Annotated in this window: 8 protein-coding genes; 6 read left to right on the top strand and 2 right to left on the bottom strand. The window is 73.8% G+C overall.

Annotated elements, in window-relative coordinates; translation table 11 throughout:
* Positions 1–84: 84 nt before the first annotated feature.
* Complete coding sequence (locus AB0D94_RS31465) at positions 85–432, bottom strand: nuclear transport factor 2 family protein (RefSeq protein ID WP_362058897.1); 348 nt, start codon at positions 430–432, stop codon at positions 85–87.
* A gap of 210 nt (positions 433–642) precedes the next feature.
* On the opposite strand from AB0D94_RS31465, the gene AB0D94_RS31460 reads away from it, so the two are divergent.
* A complete protein-coding gene (locus AB0D94_RS31460) occupies positions 643–4176 on the top strand; it encodes a BTAD domain-containing putative transcriptional regulator (RefSeq protein ID WP_362058894.1) in 3534 nt (1177 codons plus the stop codon).
* Between the two features lie 16 nt (positions 4177–4192).
* On the opposite strand, the gene AB0D94_RS31455 is transcribed toward AB0D94_RS31460, so the two are convergent.
* The gene (locus AB0D94_RS31455; RefSeq protein WP_362058891.1) at positions 4193–4375 is read right to left on the bottom strand and encodes a hypothetical protein; all 183 of its coding nucleotides are present in this window, start codon (positions 4373–4375) and stop codon (positions 4193–4195) included.
* Between the two features lie 286 nt (positions 4376–4661).
* Here AB0D94_RS31455 and AB0D94_RS31450 point away from each other — a divergent pair, with 286 nt between their 5' ends.
* The 5 genes from AB0D94_RS31450 (at position 4662) to AB0D94_RS31430 (ending at position 16600) form a co-directional block, all read left to right on the top strand.
* Positions 4662–6023 carry a helix-turn-helix domain-containing protein gene (locus tag AB0D94_RS31450; RefSeq protein ID WP_362058887.1) on the top strand — a complete coding sequence of 454 codons (1362 nt, stop codon included), beginning with the start codon at positions 4662–4664 and terminating at the stop codon, positions 6021–6023.
* A 248-nt stretch (positions 6024–6271) separates the two neighbouring features.
* A complete protein-coding gene (locus AB0D94_RS31445; RefSeq protein WP_362058884.1) occupies positions 6272–12679 on the top strand; it encodes an amino acid adenylation domain-containing protein in 6408 nt (2135 codons plus the stop codon).
* Entirely contained in the window at positions 12676–13467 is a 792-nt protein-coding gene (locus AB0D94_RS31440; protein ID WP_362058881.1) for an alpha/beta fold hydrolase, read from the top strand. Before AB0D94_RS31445 ends, AB0D94_RS31440 begins: the two co-directional genes overlap by 4 nt.
* A gap of 83 nt (positions 13468–13550) precedes the next feature.
* Positions 13551–14591, top strand: a complete 1041-nt coding sequence (locus AB0D94_RS31435; RefSeq protein WP_362058878.1) for a TauD/TfdA family dioxygenase — start codon at positions 13551–13553, stop codon at positions 14589–14591.
* Between the two features lie 5 nt (positions 14592–14596).
* A complete protein-coding gene (locus tag AB0D94_RS31430) occupies positions 14597–16600 on the top strand; it encodes a non-ribosomal peptide synthetase (protein ID WP_362058875.1) in 2004 nt (667 codons plus the stop codon).
* Positions 16601–16604: the final 4 nt, after the last annotated feature.

Genomic DNA, 16604 nt, shown 5'->3' with positions numbered 1-16604 from the left:
TCAGTTCATGCCGACGCACCATGACCGACTCATGCCCGGAACGGCAGCAGATCCACCACCCGGGCAAGAGCCATCAGACACCGCCTAGTGCTGTGGCCGGTGGGCGGGCGTGGCGGCGTAGTAGCGGCGGCAGGCGCGCAGCATGCCCTCGGCGGAGAGGGTGAACACGTCGACGAATTCCCGCTGTTGTGGCGAGAGGCGGCCCATCGCCACCACGCAGTCCCCTTCGGCGACGATCCGGGTGATGTGGTGGCGTGCGCCGGGGGCGGGGCGTTCCAGCTCGGCGACGCCCAGCGCGTCGGCGTGCAGGAGGGATCCGTAGCCGTCGAGGTCACCGGCGTCGAGGTAGTGGTACGCGAGGCGCACGTGGTCGACTCCGGAGTCGGTGACGACGGGGCTGGGCGGGAGCCTCCTGGCGCTGCGGCTGTTCATGGGGGGAAGTCCTTCCGTACGGCCGCACCCCGGCCAGGTGCGGCAGGTACACCGTGCGCCGGGCCCGCAACTCGGGGCTATCGCCTCCCTATCACCGCCCGCCACGGGACTCATCACGGAATCTCCACACCATGGACAATCGGAGAGTTGTTCGGGGAGACTGACCCCGCGCTCCACCCGTTCTCAGGCGTGCCCCCAGCTGGGAGACTCATGACTGCTTCGCCCGGCGGGGTGCCGAACACCCCGGATGCGGTGGTTTTCCGGATCCTCGGACCGTTACAGGTGACCGGCCGGGGCGGGCCGGTCAGGATTCCGCCGGGGCGCCAGGAGGTCATCCTCGCCGCCCTGCTCCTGGAGGCCAACCGGGTCGTCAGCACCGACTACCTGGTCGATCTCATCTGGGACGACGAACCACCGGACACGGCGCGCACCCAGGTGCAGATCTGCGTCTCGCGGCTGCGCAAGCTGTTCACCAAGGCGGGGATCGCCGCCGCCATCACCACCCGGCCGCCGGGGTACGTCCTGAAGACCGAGGGCGATCTCGTCGACGCCGCCCTGTTCTCCCACAAGGTCGCGGACGCCCGCACCCTGGGCAAGCAGGGCGGGATCGCCGATGCCGTGGAACTTCTGCGTGCGGCAGGGGAGTTGTGGCAGGGCGACTGCCTGAGCGGGGTGTCGAGCGAGACGCTGCGCAGCAAGGCCCTGCAGCTCGACGAGGAGCGGCTGATCGCGGCCGAGACCAGGATCGAGCTGGAGCTGGACCTGGGCCGCCACCACCAACTGGTCGGCGAGATACAGCTGCTGGTACGGGTCCACCCGCTGCGGGAGCGGCTGCGCGGGCAGCTGATGCTCGCCCTGTACCGCTCGGGCCGCCAGGCGGAGGCCCTGGAGAGCTACCGGGTGGGGCGCGAACTGCTGGTGGAGGAGCTCGGTCTGGAGCCGGGCGGCGAGCTGCGCCGGCTGGAGTCCGCGATCCTCTCCGGCGAGGTGGCGCCCCCGTCCCGGGCCGCCTCGGACGGCTACGGCGGGCCGCCGAGCGCTGCGCGCCAGGAGGGCGCGCCCGGGGCACCGTACGCGGATCCGCGCTCCGGCGCCGTCGGCCGGTCCGGCGGCGGCCCGGCGGTGCCCGGCGGCGAGAGACCCGGCGGGGAGAGACCCGGCGGGGAGAGACCCGGCAGGGACACCGAGGGCGGTACGGGTGGCGGTACCGGTGGCGGTACGCCGGCCCGTGCCCCCGGGAGCGCGCTGCAGGACGGGGGCTCCGGCGGACCCGGTCCGGCCTCGGCCGGCCCGCCCCTGACCGGCCCGGCGGGGCCCGGGCGGCCGGTATCCGGGGGCCGGCCGCGGGGCGGTCCCGCGGACCCGTTCGACGTACCGGCGGCGTACCGCGAGGAGACGCCCCGCCAGCTGCCCGCCGACACCTCGGACTTCGTCGGCGACGAGGAGCAGATCGGCCGGATCGAGCACGCCCTGCTCGGCGAGGGCGGGCGGCGGGCCGTCGGGCTCGCCGCGATCGTCGGGAAGCCCGGCACCGGAAAGTCCACCCTGGCCACGCACATCGCACACCGGCTCAGCGAAACCGGCTTCCCCGACGGGCAGTTGTACTGCGATCTGCGCGGCACGGGGGCTCCGGCCACCGCCGCGGAGGTGCTCGGCCGGTTCCTGCGGGCGCTGGGGATCCCCGGTCCGGTCATCCCCGAGTCGCAGGACGAGCGGGCCGAGATGTACCGGACCCTGCTGGCCTCGCGCAGGGTGCTGGTGGTGCTCGACGACGCCGCTTCCGAGAGCCAGATCCGGCCCCTGCTGCCGGGCAGCAACCGCTGTGCGGTGCTCGTCACCAGCCGGGTCCGGCTGACGGGACTGCCGGGGGCGTACCGCGTGGAGCTGGACGTCATGGACACCGCGCGGGCGCTGGAGCTGCTGGTCCGCGTCGTCGGGGGCGACCGGGTGGAGCGCGAGGGGGTGGCGGCCGAGGCCCTGATCCGGACCGTGGGCGGGCTGCCGCTCGCCCTGCGCATCGTGGCGGCCCGGCTGGCGGCGCGCCCGCACTGGACGCTGGCCTCGATGGTGCACCGCCTGGCCAACGAACGGCACCGCCTCGACGAGCTCACGCACGGCGAGATGACGATGCGGGCCAGCCTCTCCCTCACCCACGACGGGCTGGCGGCGGAGGACCGCCGGCTGCTGCGCCTGCTGAGCCTCGCCCAGGGGCCGACGCTGCCGGGCTGGCTGGCCGGGGCCCTGCTGGACGATCACCGGCCGTTCCCCTCCGACCTGCTGGAGCCGCTGGTCGACGTACAGATGCTGGACGTCGTCGGGGTGGAGTCCACGGGCGGGTTCCGCTACCGCTTCCACGAGATCATCCGGGTCTTCGCCCGGGAGCAGCTCGCCGTGCACGACGAGCCGGCCGCGCAGTCGGCGGCCCTCGGCCGGATGATGGGCGGCTGGATGTCCCTGGCCGAGCAGGCCCACCGGAGGATCTACGGCGGGGACTTCACGGTGCTGCACGGCACCGCCCCGCGCTGGGAGCCGCCGTCGAGCTGCGTGGACGAGCTGCTCGTGGAGCCGCTGGAGTGGCTGGACAGCGAGCACGCGAACCTGGTCCAGGCGGTGGAGCACGCGGCGCGGGAGCGGATGGACGAGCTGTGCTGGGACCTGGCGACGACCCTGGCGACGCTGTTCGAGGCGCGCGGGTACTTCGACGACTGGGAGCGCACGCACCAGCTCGCCCTGGAGGCCGTCCGGGCGGCCGGCAACCGGCGGGGCAGCGCGGCGCTGCTCAGCTCGCTCGGCGCGCTCTACCTCGGCCGCAGCCAGCCGGAGGAGTCGCGGGCCGCGCTGACCTCGGCGCTCGGGGTGTTCCAGGAGCTCGGTGACCGGCAAGGACTGGCCCTGTGCCACCGCGATCTCGCACTGCTGGAGCGGATGCGGGGCAACGAGGACCGCGCGCTGACCCTGTACGACCGGGCGCTGCGGGATTTCGACCTGGTCGGTGATGTGGTGGGCAGGGCCATCGTCCTGACCCAGAGCGCGCACATCTGGATGCGGCGCGGGCAGACCGCGACCGCGCGGAGCCGACTGGACGAGGCCCTCTCCATCTACCGCTCGGTGGGCTACACGGGCGGCCAGGCGCGGACGCTGCGCCGGGCGGGGCAGCTGCTCCAGGGTCAGGGCGAGCACGAGCGGGCGGTCCGGACGTTCAGCGAGGTGCTGGAGCTGTGCCGGGACGGCGGGGACGTGATCGGCGAGGGGCACCTGCTGCGGGACCTGGGCCACGCCTACGCCGAGATGGGGCGGGGCGAGGCGGCGCAGGGGTTCTACACCCAGGCGCTCTCGGTGCGGGAGCAGATCATGGACCAGGGCGGGGCCGCGCTCGTCCGGATGGACCTGGCGCGGCTGCTGGCGTCGAGCGGTGGCGCCGCCGAGCGTTCCCGGTCGCGGGAGCTGCTGGAGACGGCGGTACGGGCCTTCCGCGACCGGCGGATGGAGCCGGAGCTGGCGGAGGCCGAACGGCTGCTGGGCGGTTCGGCCGGCAGGCCGGGGACGCGCGAGGTGCCGGGTGCGGCCGGGGTCGCGGCCGGGGAGCGGGGCGGAGGGCGGGCGGGGGATCGGGGCGGGGCCGCGGAGCCGGCCCGGGCTGAGGAGCCGCTGAGGTCCGTGGATCCGCTCGGCGCCGGGGAGGCCTTGCCTGCGCTCAAGTCCGTGGTGCGCGTGCCGGCGACGGGTTCCGCCGCCGGGGTCTGAGTTCCGCCGTGCGGTGTCAGTCCCAGGGGTTGGTGTCGGCGGTGGTGCTCGGCGTCGGGGTGGCGGCCGGGGCGGTGCTGCCCGCCGGGGTGGCGGGGGTGGCCGGGCCGTCGGCCTGGGCGACCTGGGTGCCGAGTACGGCGGCCCCGGCGAGGGCGACGGTGACGAGGGCGGCGCGGAGGGCGGGGGCGAGGTTCATTTCGTGTCCCTTCGTCGGTGCGCTCCGGCTTTCCGGGGCGCTTCCTTCCTTCTGGACATCAACTTAGGAACAGCTGGAATCCCGGCACCGGCCCCGCTCCTATCCCCGCGCTATCACGCCCCGGCCCCCCGCCCGGCCGGGGAAAGGCGGCGATAGGAACACCGGCCGGGGCCCGTTCGTCCGGGGATGCCGGGGCGATAGCGGCCTGCCGACGATGGGAAGCAGGAACCGGGCCACATCACCCCAGGCCCCGCCGTTCCCCACCACCTTCGCCGGGAGCGCACACATGAACGGGCACATGACCGCGCACACGAACGTGCAGCACCTCTCGACCGACTCCGCCGCCGCACCTCTGGGATCCCTCATACGCGCCCACCGGCTGCGGATCGGGCTCACCCAGCGGGAACTGGCCGATCTGTCGACGATCAGCGTGAGAGCCATCCGCGACCTGGAGCAGGGCAAGGCCAGACGGCCCCGCCCCGACACCGTACGGCTGATGGCCGACGCGCTGCGCCTCGGCCCGCGCGCCCGGTCCGTACTGGAGGCGGCCGCCCATCAGGGCCGGGCCACCGGGCACGGGCCGGCCGAGCTGCCCGCGCCGCCGGCCGCGCTGCATCCGCTGGTGGGCCGGGACCCCGAAGCGACCGTCCTGGCCGGGGAGTTGACCTCGGGCACGGAACGCCTGGTGAACGTGGTGGGGCTGACCGGGGTGGGCAAGACGCGGCTGGCGCTGGAGGTCGCCGCGCGGCTCCACGCGACGGGCCTGCCGGTGCTGTGGCACGCCTTCCCCGGGGTGGCGGCCGACCACCTCGGCTGCGCCGGGGGCGAGCCGGCGGCCCGGGTCGCGGCGGCCGTGGCCGAGCTGTGGGCCGTCGCGCCGGGGCGGCCCGACGAGGTTCCGGGAGCCGCCGCCGGCCGGCTGGCCGAACTCCTCGGCGATCAGCCCGCGTTGCTCGTACTGGACGGAGCCCCGGCGGGCGCGCCCCGGTCCGACCGGCTGACCGGGCTGCTGCGCGCCTGCCCGGGGCTGCGGCTGCTGGTCACCTCCGACCAGCCGTGGGACGTGCCGGGCGAGCGGATCTTCCTGCTGTCCCCGCTGGAGGTGCCGGGCGAGGGCTCGGTGGACCCGGCCGCCGCGGCCCTACGGGTCTTCCTCGGCCAGGTCCGGCGGGTGCGGCCCGAGTTCGTCCCGGCCCGGGCCGATCTGGAACGGGCGGCGTGGATCTGCCGCCGCCTGGACGGGCATCCGGGGGCGCTGGCCGCCGCGGCGTCCTGGCTGGTGGTGTGCGATCTGGCCGCCCTGTGCCACAGCCTGGACGCCGACCCGGTCGCCCTGCTGGACCACTTGGGCGCGGGAGCCGGGGCGGAGCGCTTCCGGGCGGCGCTGCGCGAGCGGATGGAGCGGCTGCCGCACGGTGCGCGGGAGCTGCTGGCCGCGCTCTGCGACCGCTCGTGGGAGGAGTTCGCGCTGGCCGACCTCACCGCACTGACCGGGCTCGGCCTCGCCGAGTGCGGCCGGATGCTGCGCGAGCTGCTGATCAGCGGGACCGTCCGGGCCGCGCACGAGGACGGCAGCTCCCGGTTCCGGGTGCTGGGCCTGGTCCGGGCGGCCTGCGGGGCGGGCCTGGCGGCTGCCGCAGGGGCGTGAACTGCTTCCCGAGTGCCGGAGCAACTGCCGCTGGGGCCTGCGGCCCGCGGGTTGGATGACGTACGGCCGGACCGCCCAGCAGGCCGACGCAGCACCGCTCTCCGTTGGCGCCCCGCCGCTCCCCCGCCCCTGCATTCCCTGCCGCTTCCGGGGTCCTCCCGACGCTTCCGAAGCCTCCCAACACCCGCCGACCCCTTCCGAAGCCTTCCGCCGCCTTCGCCACAGAAACCCTTCCGAGGAGCCACTGCATGTCCCCCAACGCGTCCGACCAGGACACCGCGCACGGGCCGGCCGCTGTGCGGCTGCCCCTGTCCGCCGCGCAGCGCGACATCTGGATGGCCCACGGCCTGGACGCCTCGGGCTGCCGCTACAACATCGGGGAGTACCGGGAGATCCTGGGCGCGCTCGACCCGGGGCTGTTCGCCCGGTGCTGGTACCAGCTGGCCCGTGAGGCGGACGCGCTGCGGCTGCGCGGCACCGGAGCGGACGAGGACGGCGGTCTGTGGCAGCTGTTGCACGCCGAACCGGCGGGCAGGGAGCTGGAGTTGTGCGACCTCAGCGACGCGGAGGATCCCGGCGGGGCAGCCCGTACCAGGATGTCGGCGGAGCTGGCCCGGCCCTTCGACCTGGCGGGCGACTGGCTGACCCGGCACCTGCTCATCAGGGCGGGTACGAGCGAGGAGGGCGAGGAGCGGTGGTTCTACTTCCACGCCTTCCACCACCTGGCCATCGACGGCATGGGCGTCGCCCTGCTCGACCGCCGGCTCGTCGAGCTGTACGAGCGGGCCTCGGCCGGCGAGCCCTGGGGGCCGAGTCCCTTCGGCTCGCTGGCGGAGGTGCTGGCCGAGGACGCGGCGTACCGGTCCTCCGCGGAGGCGGCGGTGGACCGCGCGCACTGGTCTGCGCACCTCGCGGGGCTCCCGCAGACCCCGCGGCTGGGCGAGGGCCGGACGGGCGGAGCCCCGGTGCGGGGCGAACTGCCCTTCGTACGGCGGACGGTGGTGCTGGCTCCGGGCCGGGCGGAGCGGTTGCGGGAGGCGGCCCGCGCCCACCGGGCACCGTGGACGATGCTGATGATCGCGCTGGTCGCGGCGTACGTGCACCGGGTCAGCGGGGAGCCCGAGCTGGTGCTGGGGCTGCCGGTGACCGGGCGGCGGACGGAGGCGGCGCGCTGCACGCCCGGCATGCTGTCGAACGTCGTACCGCTGCGGGTTCCGGTGGAGGCGGACGGGTCGCTGGCCGGTCTGCTGGCCTCGGTGGTCACCGAGACCCGGCAGGGGTTGCGGCACCAGCGGACGCGGTACGAGGACATCTGCCGTGACCTGGGGCTCGGTGAGGGTGAGCGGCGGATCGCGGCGCCGCTGGTCAACATCATGGCGTTCACCCCGGGGATGCGGTTCTGCGGGTTCCCGACCACGCAGCACAACCTGAGCAACGGGCCGGTGGAGGATCTCGCGGTCGGCGTGTACGACCTGGGGCCGGAGGGCGGGCTGCGGATCGACTTCGACGCGGCGGGCGAGGTGTGCGACCTCGCCGCGGTGGCCGGGCACCAGGACCGGTTCGTGCGGTTCGTGGAGGCGGCGCTGGAGGACCTGGGGCTGCCGTTGTCGGAGGTGGAGCTGCTGGGGGAGGCCGAGCGGCGGCAGGTGCTGGAGGAGTGGACCGGCAGCCGTACCGACATCGGCGAGCGCACCCTGACCGACCTGTTCGAGGAACAGGCCCGCCTGCGCCCCGACGCCCGCGCCGTGGTCTTCGCCGACCAGGAACTCACCTACGGGGAACTCGACGCCCGCGCCGACCGGCTGGCCCGGCACCTCGCCGCGCAAGGCCTGGGCCGCGGCGACCTCGCCGGGATCCTGCTGGACCGCGGCACCGACTTCGCCGTAGCCGTCCTCGCCGTCGTCAAGACCGGAGCCGGATACGCCCTCCTCGACCCCGAGTTCCCCGACGAACGCCTCACCGGCACCGCCCACGACGCCGGCATCCACACCCTCGTCACCGACAACGGACATCACGGGCGGGTGAGCGGCCCCTGGAACACGACGCTGACCGACCGGGACCGGGAGCTGATCGACGGCTGGGAGTCGATCGACGGGCGGGAGGAGGCCGGCCTCGGCGTGGTCCTGACCCCTTCGGACGTGGCGTGCGTGATGTTCACCTCCGGCTCCACCGGCCGCCCCAAGGGAATCCTCTCCTCCCACCGCAACCTCGTCTCCACCCTCACCGCCCAGACATACGCCACCTTCGGCCCCGGCGAAACCTTCCTCCAGTGCTCACCCGTCTCCTGGGACGCCTTCAGCCTCGAATTCTGGGGAGCACTCCTCCACGGCGGAACCACCGTCCTGCAACCCGGACAACGCCCCGAACCCGCCCTCGTCTCGGCTCTCTCCCAGCAGCACCGGGTGACGATGCTCCAGCTGTCCTCCAGCCTGTTCAACTACCTGACCGACGAGCTCCCCGAGACGTTCAGCACGGCCCGCATCGTCTACACGGGCGGCGAACCGGCCTCCCCCACCCATGTGGAACGGATGCACCGGCTCCACCCGCACATCACGGTCACCAACGGCTACGGCCCCGCCGAATCCATGGGCTTCACCACCACCCACACCACCGATCCCGACCACCCGTCCCGAGGTCCCCTCCCCATCGGCCGGCCCCTCACCAACAAGCACGCGTACGTCCTCGACACCCACCTCGACCCCACCCCACCCGGCACCACCGGCGAGCTCTACCTCACCGGCGACGGACTCGCCCACGGCTACCACACCCAACCCACCACCACAGCAACCCACTTCATCCCCAACCCCTACGGACCCCCCGGCACCCGCCTCTACCGCACCGGCGACCAAGCCCACTGGGACACCCACGGAAACCTCCACTACACCGGCCGCACCGACACCCAGATCAAAATCCGCGGCTTCCGCATCGAACCCACCGAAATCGAAACCACCCTCACCACCCACCCCCACCTCACCCAAGCCACCCTCGTCCACACCGACCGCCTGATCGCCTACGTCACCGCCGCGCCGGGGACCGCTCCGACCAACGCCTCCCTGAAGGCCTGGCTGCGCGAGCGGCTGCCCGAGCACATGGTTCCGGAGCAGTTCGCCGTCCTCGACCGGCTGCCCCTGACCGCCAACGGCAAGATCGACAAGCGGGCCCTGCCGGCGGTCGAACCCCCGTTGACCAGCGGCGGGCGCGAGCCGCGCACCGAGCTGGAGGAGATCGTCCGGACCCTGGTCACCGAGGTCCTGGGCTCCCCCGTGCCGCTGTCCGTCGACGACAGCTTCTTCGACCACGGCGGCCACTCCCTCCTCGCCGCCCGCCTCACCCACCGCATCACCACCACCCTCGGCGTCACCCTCACCCTCCGCGACGTCTTCCAGCACCCCACCCCCGCCACCCTCGCCCGCCTGATAGGCGAATCCTCCGGGCGGGCCGTCCTGCCGCCGCTCACCCGGGCCGAGCGGCGGCCCGAGCGGCTGCCGCTGTCCTTCGCCCAGCAGCGCCTGTGGCTGGTGGCCGGACTCGGCGGCGAGGGGACCTCGTACAACGTCCCGATGGCGGTCCGGCTCGACGGTGACCTGGACGTCGACGCGCTGCGCGCCGCCTTCGGGGACCTCGTCGCCCGCCACGAGCCGCTGCGTACGCGCTTCAGCACGGCGGACGGGGACCCGTACCAGGTGGTCGGCCCGCCCGCGCCGCCCTTCTTCGAGGTCCGGGAGGTCACCCCCGAGGCGCTCGACGCCGGCCTGCTCGCGGCGGCCCGGCACTCCTTCGACCTCGGCGCCGAGGACCCGCTGCGGGTCACGCTCTTGCGGACCGGCGCACGCTCCTCCGTCCTCCTCGTCCTCCTGCACCACATCGCCACCGACGGGCTGTCGCTGCGCCCGCTCTTCGCGGACCTGTCCGCCGCCTACGCCGCCCGCCTCGCCGGGGAGGACCCCGGCCTGGCGCCCCTGCCCGTCGACTACGCCGATTACGCGCTCTGGCAGCGTGCGGCGCTGACGGGACCCCCGCTGGAGGAGCAACTCGACTACTGGAAGACGGCGTTGGCGGGCCTGCCGGAGGAGCTCGGGCTGGTCCACGACCGTCCGCGCCCGCCCGTCGCCGGGCAGCACGGCGGGGCGGTCACGGTGGACTTCGGCCCCGAACTGCACAAGCGGGTGCTGGAGCTGGCGCGCGCCGAGCGGTGCACCCCCTTCATGGTGCTCCACGCCGCGCTCGCCGGGACGCTGACCCGGCTGGGTGCGGGGACGGACATCCCCCTCGGCTCGCCGGTCGCCGGCCGTTCGGAGGAGGCGCTGGCCGATCTGGTGGGCTTCTTCGTCAACACCCTGGTGCTGCGTACGGACACCTCCGGGAACCCGACGTTCCGCGAGTTGCTGGGCCGGGTCCGCGCCGCCGATCTGGATGCCTTCGCCCATCAGGAGGCCCCGTTCGACCTGGTGCTGGAGGCCGTGAACCCCGTCCGCTCCCTGGCCCGGCATCCGCTGTTCCAGGTGTGCCTGGCGCTCGAATCGGGTCCGGCGGCGGCCCCGGACCTGCCGGGTGTGCGGGCGGGGGCCGCGGAACCGCTGGCGACGGGTGCCGTCAAGTTCGACCTGGAGTTCCTGCTGCGCGCCGAGGAGGGCACGGGGCTGACGGGTGCGGTGCTCTACCGCTCCGACCTGTACGAACTGGCCACCGTCGAGCGGATGGCCGCCATGCTGCGGCGCACCCTGGAGCAGGTCGTGGCCCGGCCGGAGCTGCCGTTGTCGGAGGTGGAGCTGCTGGGGGAGGCCGAGCGGCGGCAAGTGCTGGAGGAGTGGTCGGGCGCCAGGACCGACATCGGCGAGCGGACACTGACCGGCCTGTTCGAGGAACAGGCCCGCCTACGGCCCGACGCCCGGGCCCTGGTCTTCGCCGAGGACGAGCTCTCCTACGGGGAGCTGAACGCCCGCGCCAACCGGCTGGCCCGCCACCTCACCGCACACGGCCTGGGCCGCGGCGACCTCGCCGGGATCCTGCTGGACCGCGGCATCGACTTCGTCGTCGCAGTCCTCGCCGTGGTCAAGACCGGAGCCGGATACGCCCTGCTGGACCCGGAGTTCCCCGACGAACGCCTCACCGGCACGGCACACGACGCCGGCATCCACACCCTCGTCACCGACACCGGACATCACGGGCGGGTGAGCGGGCCCTGGAGCACGACGCTGACCGACGGGGACCGGGAGCTGATCGCGGGCCAGGAGGACCTCGACCTCGGTGTCCCGCTGTCGCCTTCGGACGTGGCGTGCGTGATGTTCACCTCCGGCTCAACCGGCCGCCCCAAGGGAATCCTCTCCTCCCACCGCAACCTCGTCTCCACCCTCACCGCCCAGACCTACGCCGCCTTCGGCCCCGGCGAAGTCTTCCTCCAGTGCTCACCCGTCTCCTGGGACGCCTTCAGCCTCGAATTCTGGGGAGCACTCCTCCACGGCGGAACCACCGTCCTGCAACCCGGACAACGCCCCGAACCCGCCCTCATCGCACACCTCGCGCAACAGCACCACGTCACGATGCTCCAGCTCTCCTCCAGCCTCTTCAACTACCTCACCGACGAACACCCCGACACCTTCACCACCACCCACACCGTCTACACCGGAGGCGAACCCGCCTCCCCCACCCACATCCACCAACTCCACCGACTCCACCCCCACCTGACCATCACCAACGGCTACGGCCCCGCCGAATCCATGGGCTTCACCACCACCCACACCACCGATCCCGACGACCAACCCACCACCACCGTCTCCATCGGCCGCCCCCTCACCAACAAGCACGCGTACGTCCTCGACAACCACCTCAACCCCACCCCACCCGGCACCACCGGCGAGCTCTACCTCACCGGCGACGGACTCGCCCACGGCTACCACACCCAACCCACCACCACCGCAACCCACTTCATCCCCAACCCCTACGGCCCCCCCGGCACCCGCCTCTACCGCACCGGCGACCAAGCCCACTGGGACACCCACGGAAACCTCCACTACACCGGCCGCACCGACACCCAGATCAAAATCCGCGGCTTCCGCATCGAACCCACCGAAATCGAAACCACCCTCACCACCCACCCCCACCTCACCCAAGCCACCCTCACGACCCATCCCGACCACCACCACACCCCGCAGCTGACGGCCTACGTGGTGTCGACGGCCCCCGAGCTCACCCCCCAGGACGTCCGCCTCTGGCTGCGCACGCTCCTCCCGGACCACATGGTCCCGGCCTTCGTGGTGATGCTGGACCGACTGCCGCTGACCCCGAACGGGAAGATCGACAAGCGGGCCCTGCCCGCCCCCCAGGCGGTGACCACGGTCGGCGGCCGGACGCCGCGCACCCCGCTCGAAGCTTCCGTGTGCACCTTCTTCACCGAGGCGCTGAACGCTCCCGTGCCGCTGTCCATCGACGACAGCTTCTTCGACCACGGCGGCCACTCCCTCCTCGCCGCCCGCCTCACCCACCGCATCACCACCAGCCTCGACGTCACCCTCACCCTCCGCGACGTCTTCCAGCACCCCACCCCCGCCACCCTCGCCCAGCACATCGAGACCCAGCTGCGGTCCGGCCGGCCCGCGCCCCGGCGGGCCAGGCCCGCCCTGCGCCGCCGCACCGACCAGGAACGGAGTTCCTCATGAGCCACGACCAGTACCCGGCCTTCACCCCCGCCCCCGACGACGTCGTCTGGGACCTGCCGGGCGAGGGCCCGCAGCGCACCTCGCTGCTGGTCCTGCCGCACGCCGGCGGCAATGCCCACGCGTACTCCGAGTGGCGCGCCCACCTCCCGGCCGACGTACGCCTCCTCATCGGCCAGTACCCGGGCCGCGGCGCGCGCTTCGCCGAGGACCTGCCCCGGGACATCGCCGACCTGGCCGGACCTGTGGTGGCCGCGCTGCCCGCCGGGAGCACCGAGAACCTGGTGGTGCTCGGCCACAGCATGGGCTCGCTCGTCGCCTTCGAGGTGGTACGGGCCCTGGAGGCGGCCGGCCGGGCACCGCGGGCCCTCGTCGCCTCGGCCTGCCGCGCGCCGTTCCTGGCCAACCCGTGCGCCGTGCACCCGGAGCGGCTGAGCGACGACGAACTGGTCGCCGCCATCAAGGAGCGGGGCGGCACCGACGACGGCATCCTTGACGAGCCGGAGCTGCGGGAGATCATCCTCCCGTCCATCCGCGCGGACTTCGCCATCGACGACGTGTACCGCTGCGAGGAGTCCGCGGCCCGGGTGTCGTGCCCGGTGACGGTGATCGGCGGGGACGCCGACCCGGTCGCCCCGGCCGCCTCGCTGGACCGCTGGGCGCAGATCACCGACGCGCGGTTCTCCTCGTACGTCCTGCCGGGCGGGCACTTCTACTTCCAGCGGCAACTGCCGGAGTTCTTCGCCGTGGTGGCTTCCGTGGTCGGCGGGCACACCGCCGCGACCGTCTGAACGCGCCCCGCGCCTCCAGCCTTTGCCGTTCCCTGCTCCTTCCCGCCCTTCTCCCCTTCCCTCCCCTTCCTTGAGGACTGTCCATGACCACGTACGCAGACGTCCCCGCCGCGACCGGGATCAGCCCGGTCCGCGAGCCCGGCAAGCCCGTCGTCGTCCACACCCCGGTCGGGGCCGACCTGGAGACGGCCGTCGCCTGGCTGACCGCCCACCGCGCCGACATCCAGGCCGAGTTGCTCCGCAGCGGCGCCGTCCTGCTGCGCGGGCTGCCCGTCGAGGACGCCGCCTCCTTCGCCGCCGCCCGCGACGCCCTGATCCGGCAGCGCGCCGGGTACAAGGAGAAGGCCACCCCGCGTACCGACTTCGGCGAGGGCGTGTTCTCCTCGACCGACCTGCCGGCCGTCCAGCCGATCCGGCTGCACAACGAGAACAGCTACACCCTGGACTTCCCCGGCGTGCTGCTCTTCGGCTGCGTGACCGCCCCCGCCGAGGGCGGCGCCACCACCGTCGGTGACATGCGCGAAGCACTGCGGCTGCTGCCGCCGGAGCTGGTCGAACGGTTCGCGCGGGCCGGCTGGCTGCTCGTCCGGAACTACTCGGAACTGGCCGGCTTGCCCTGGTACAAGACCTTCGCGACCGAGGACAAGACGGTGGCGGAGGCGTACTGCGAGGAGAACACCGTCGGCTACGAGTGGGTCGAGGAGGACGACTCGATGATCACCCGGCAGCGCCGGTCGGCGATCGTCACGCACCCGGTGACCGGGGAGAAGACCTGGTTCAACCACTTCGCCTTCTGGAACAGCCGCACCCTGGACCCGGACGTCCGCGAGGTGCTCGTGGAGACGTACGGGGAGGACGGGCTGCCCTTCAACACCTACCTGGGCGACGGCACCCGGCTCACCGACGCCGAGGTCGACGCGATCAACGCGGTGTACGACCGGGTCACCGTACGGGAGACCTGGCAGCAGGGCGATCTGATGATCGTCGACAACATCCTGTGCGCGCACGGCCGCGAGGCCTACAAGGGCGACCGGAAGATCCTCGTCGCCATGGGCGAGCCGGTCGCGCTGGCCGACTGCGCGCCCGAGACCCAGCCGTCCACCACCGTCTTCGCCGGGGAGTGAGCACCGTGACCGCAGTCCTTCCCGAGCGCCCCCGCACCGACGCGGCGCCGGGCGCCGCCACCGACCTGCTCGCGAGGCTCGCCCTCGCCCCCGCCACCCGCACCGCCGTCGTCGCGGGGGACCGCGAGCTGAGCTTCGGCGCGCTGCGCGCCGAGGCCATGCGGATCGCGGACCGGCTCGCCGCGCGCGGCATCGGGCCCGAGAGCGTGGTCGCGCTGTGCCTGCCGCGCGGTGCGGACCTCGTGGCCGCGCTGATCGGGACCCTGACCGCCGGGGCCGCCTACCTGCCCGTGGACCCGAAGCTGCCCGCGGAGCGGCGCCGCTACCTCGTCGAGGACGCGGGGGCCGATCTGGTGGTCACCGCCGACGCGTCGGGCGGACCGCTCGCTCCGGGGGTGGAGCACCTGGCGGTGGCCGAACTGACGGCGCCGGAGCCCGAGTCGGGCGCCGGAACCGGAACCGGAACAGGCTCCGCCTCCGGCTCCGGCTCCGGCTCCGGCTCCGGCTCCGGCTCCGGCTCCGGCTCCGGCTCCGGCTCCGCGGAGCGTGCGTACGTCCCGGTGCCCGTGGCGGGCGACACCCTGGCGTACGTCATCTACACCTCCGGCTCCACCGGCCGCCCCAAGGGCGTCGAGATCGGCCGCGCGGCCGCCTCCGCGCTGCTGGCCGAGCTGGAGGGCGCGGGCATCGCGCTCACCGAGGGCGGCCGGGTCGGCTGGAACGCCTCGCCGTCCTTCGACGCCTCGGTGCAGCAGTGGGTGCGGCTCTGCCGCGGCGACACCCTGGTGATGATCGACGACGAGACCCGCGCGGACCCGGCACTGCTGGCCCGGCTGGTCGACGAGCAGGCCCTGACGGATCTGGACATCACCCCCTCGCACGCCGAGCCGCTGCTGGACCTGCTCACGGCGGACGGCGGCCCGCGCCCGCTGACCCTGCTGATCGGCGGCGAGGCCATCGGCCCCGCGCTGTGGCGGCGGCTCGGGGAGCGCGGTGCGCAGGGCGTCCTGCGTACGGTGAACCTGTACGGGCCGACCGAGTGCACCGTGGACTCCACGGCCGGCTGGGTCGTCCCGGGCGAGGACCCGCACATCGGGGCCGTGCTGCCCGGGCTGCGGATGCGGGTGCTGGACGAGAAGCTGAACCCGGTGGAGGCCGGCGGGAGCGGCGAGCTGTACCTGGCGGGCCCGCGGGTGGGCCGCGGCTACCGGCGCCGGCCGGGCCTGACGGCGGAACGTTTCGTCGCGGACGTCGGCGAGGATGCGCGGCCGCGCGGTGGCCGGATGTACCGTACGGGCGACCTGGTGCGGCTGCTGCCGGGCGGCCGGCTGGAGTACCTGGGCCGGGCCGACGGGCAGGTCAAGCTGCGCGGGTTCCGCATAGAACTCCCCGAGATCGAGGCGGCGTTGACCCGCCTCCCGGGTATCGCGGAGGCGGCCGTGGTGCTGCGCGACGAGGTGCACGGGGCGCCGGGGCTGGTGGCCTACTACCGCACGGCGCAGCCGTGCGCCACGGAAGACCCCGCAGTCTCCGCGGCCGCCCTGCGGGACGGGCTCGCCGCCGTGCTGCCCGCGTACATGGTCCCGGCGGCCTTCGTCGCCCTGGACCGCTTCCCGACCACGACCAACGGCAAGCTGGACCGCTCGGCCCTGCCGGCCCCGGCCGCCGCCGAGCCGGTGGAGCCGGCCCTCGCGAGGGCCCGCACCGACTCCGACTCCGACTCCGGCACCGGCACCGGCACCGGCACCGCCTCCGACGTCATGACCCCCTACCAGCAGCTGATCGCGGGCGTCTGGGCCGCCGTCCTCGGGGCCGCGCGGGTCGGCCCGGACGACAACTTCTTCAAGCTGGGCGGCCATTCGCTCCTCGCGATCAAGCTCGTGTCCCGGGTCCGCGCCGAACTGGGCGTCGCCCTCCCGGTGAAGGCCGTCTACGCCAACCCCCGCCTGCGCGACCTCGCCGCCCACCTCGACACGCTCGTCGCCGCCGCCGCGAGCCACGACCGCTAAGGAC

Origin of the sequence: Streptomyces sp. NPDC048255 (assembly GCF_040652415.1) — a bacterium.
Classification (GTDB): Bacteria; Actinomycetota; Actinomycetes; order Streptomycetales; family Streptomycetaceae; genus Streptomyces.
Note: the sequence above shows the minus strand (reverse complement) of the source record. Positions and strands in the feature narration are given on the sequence as shown.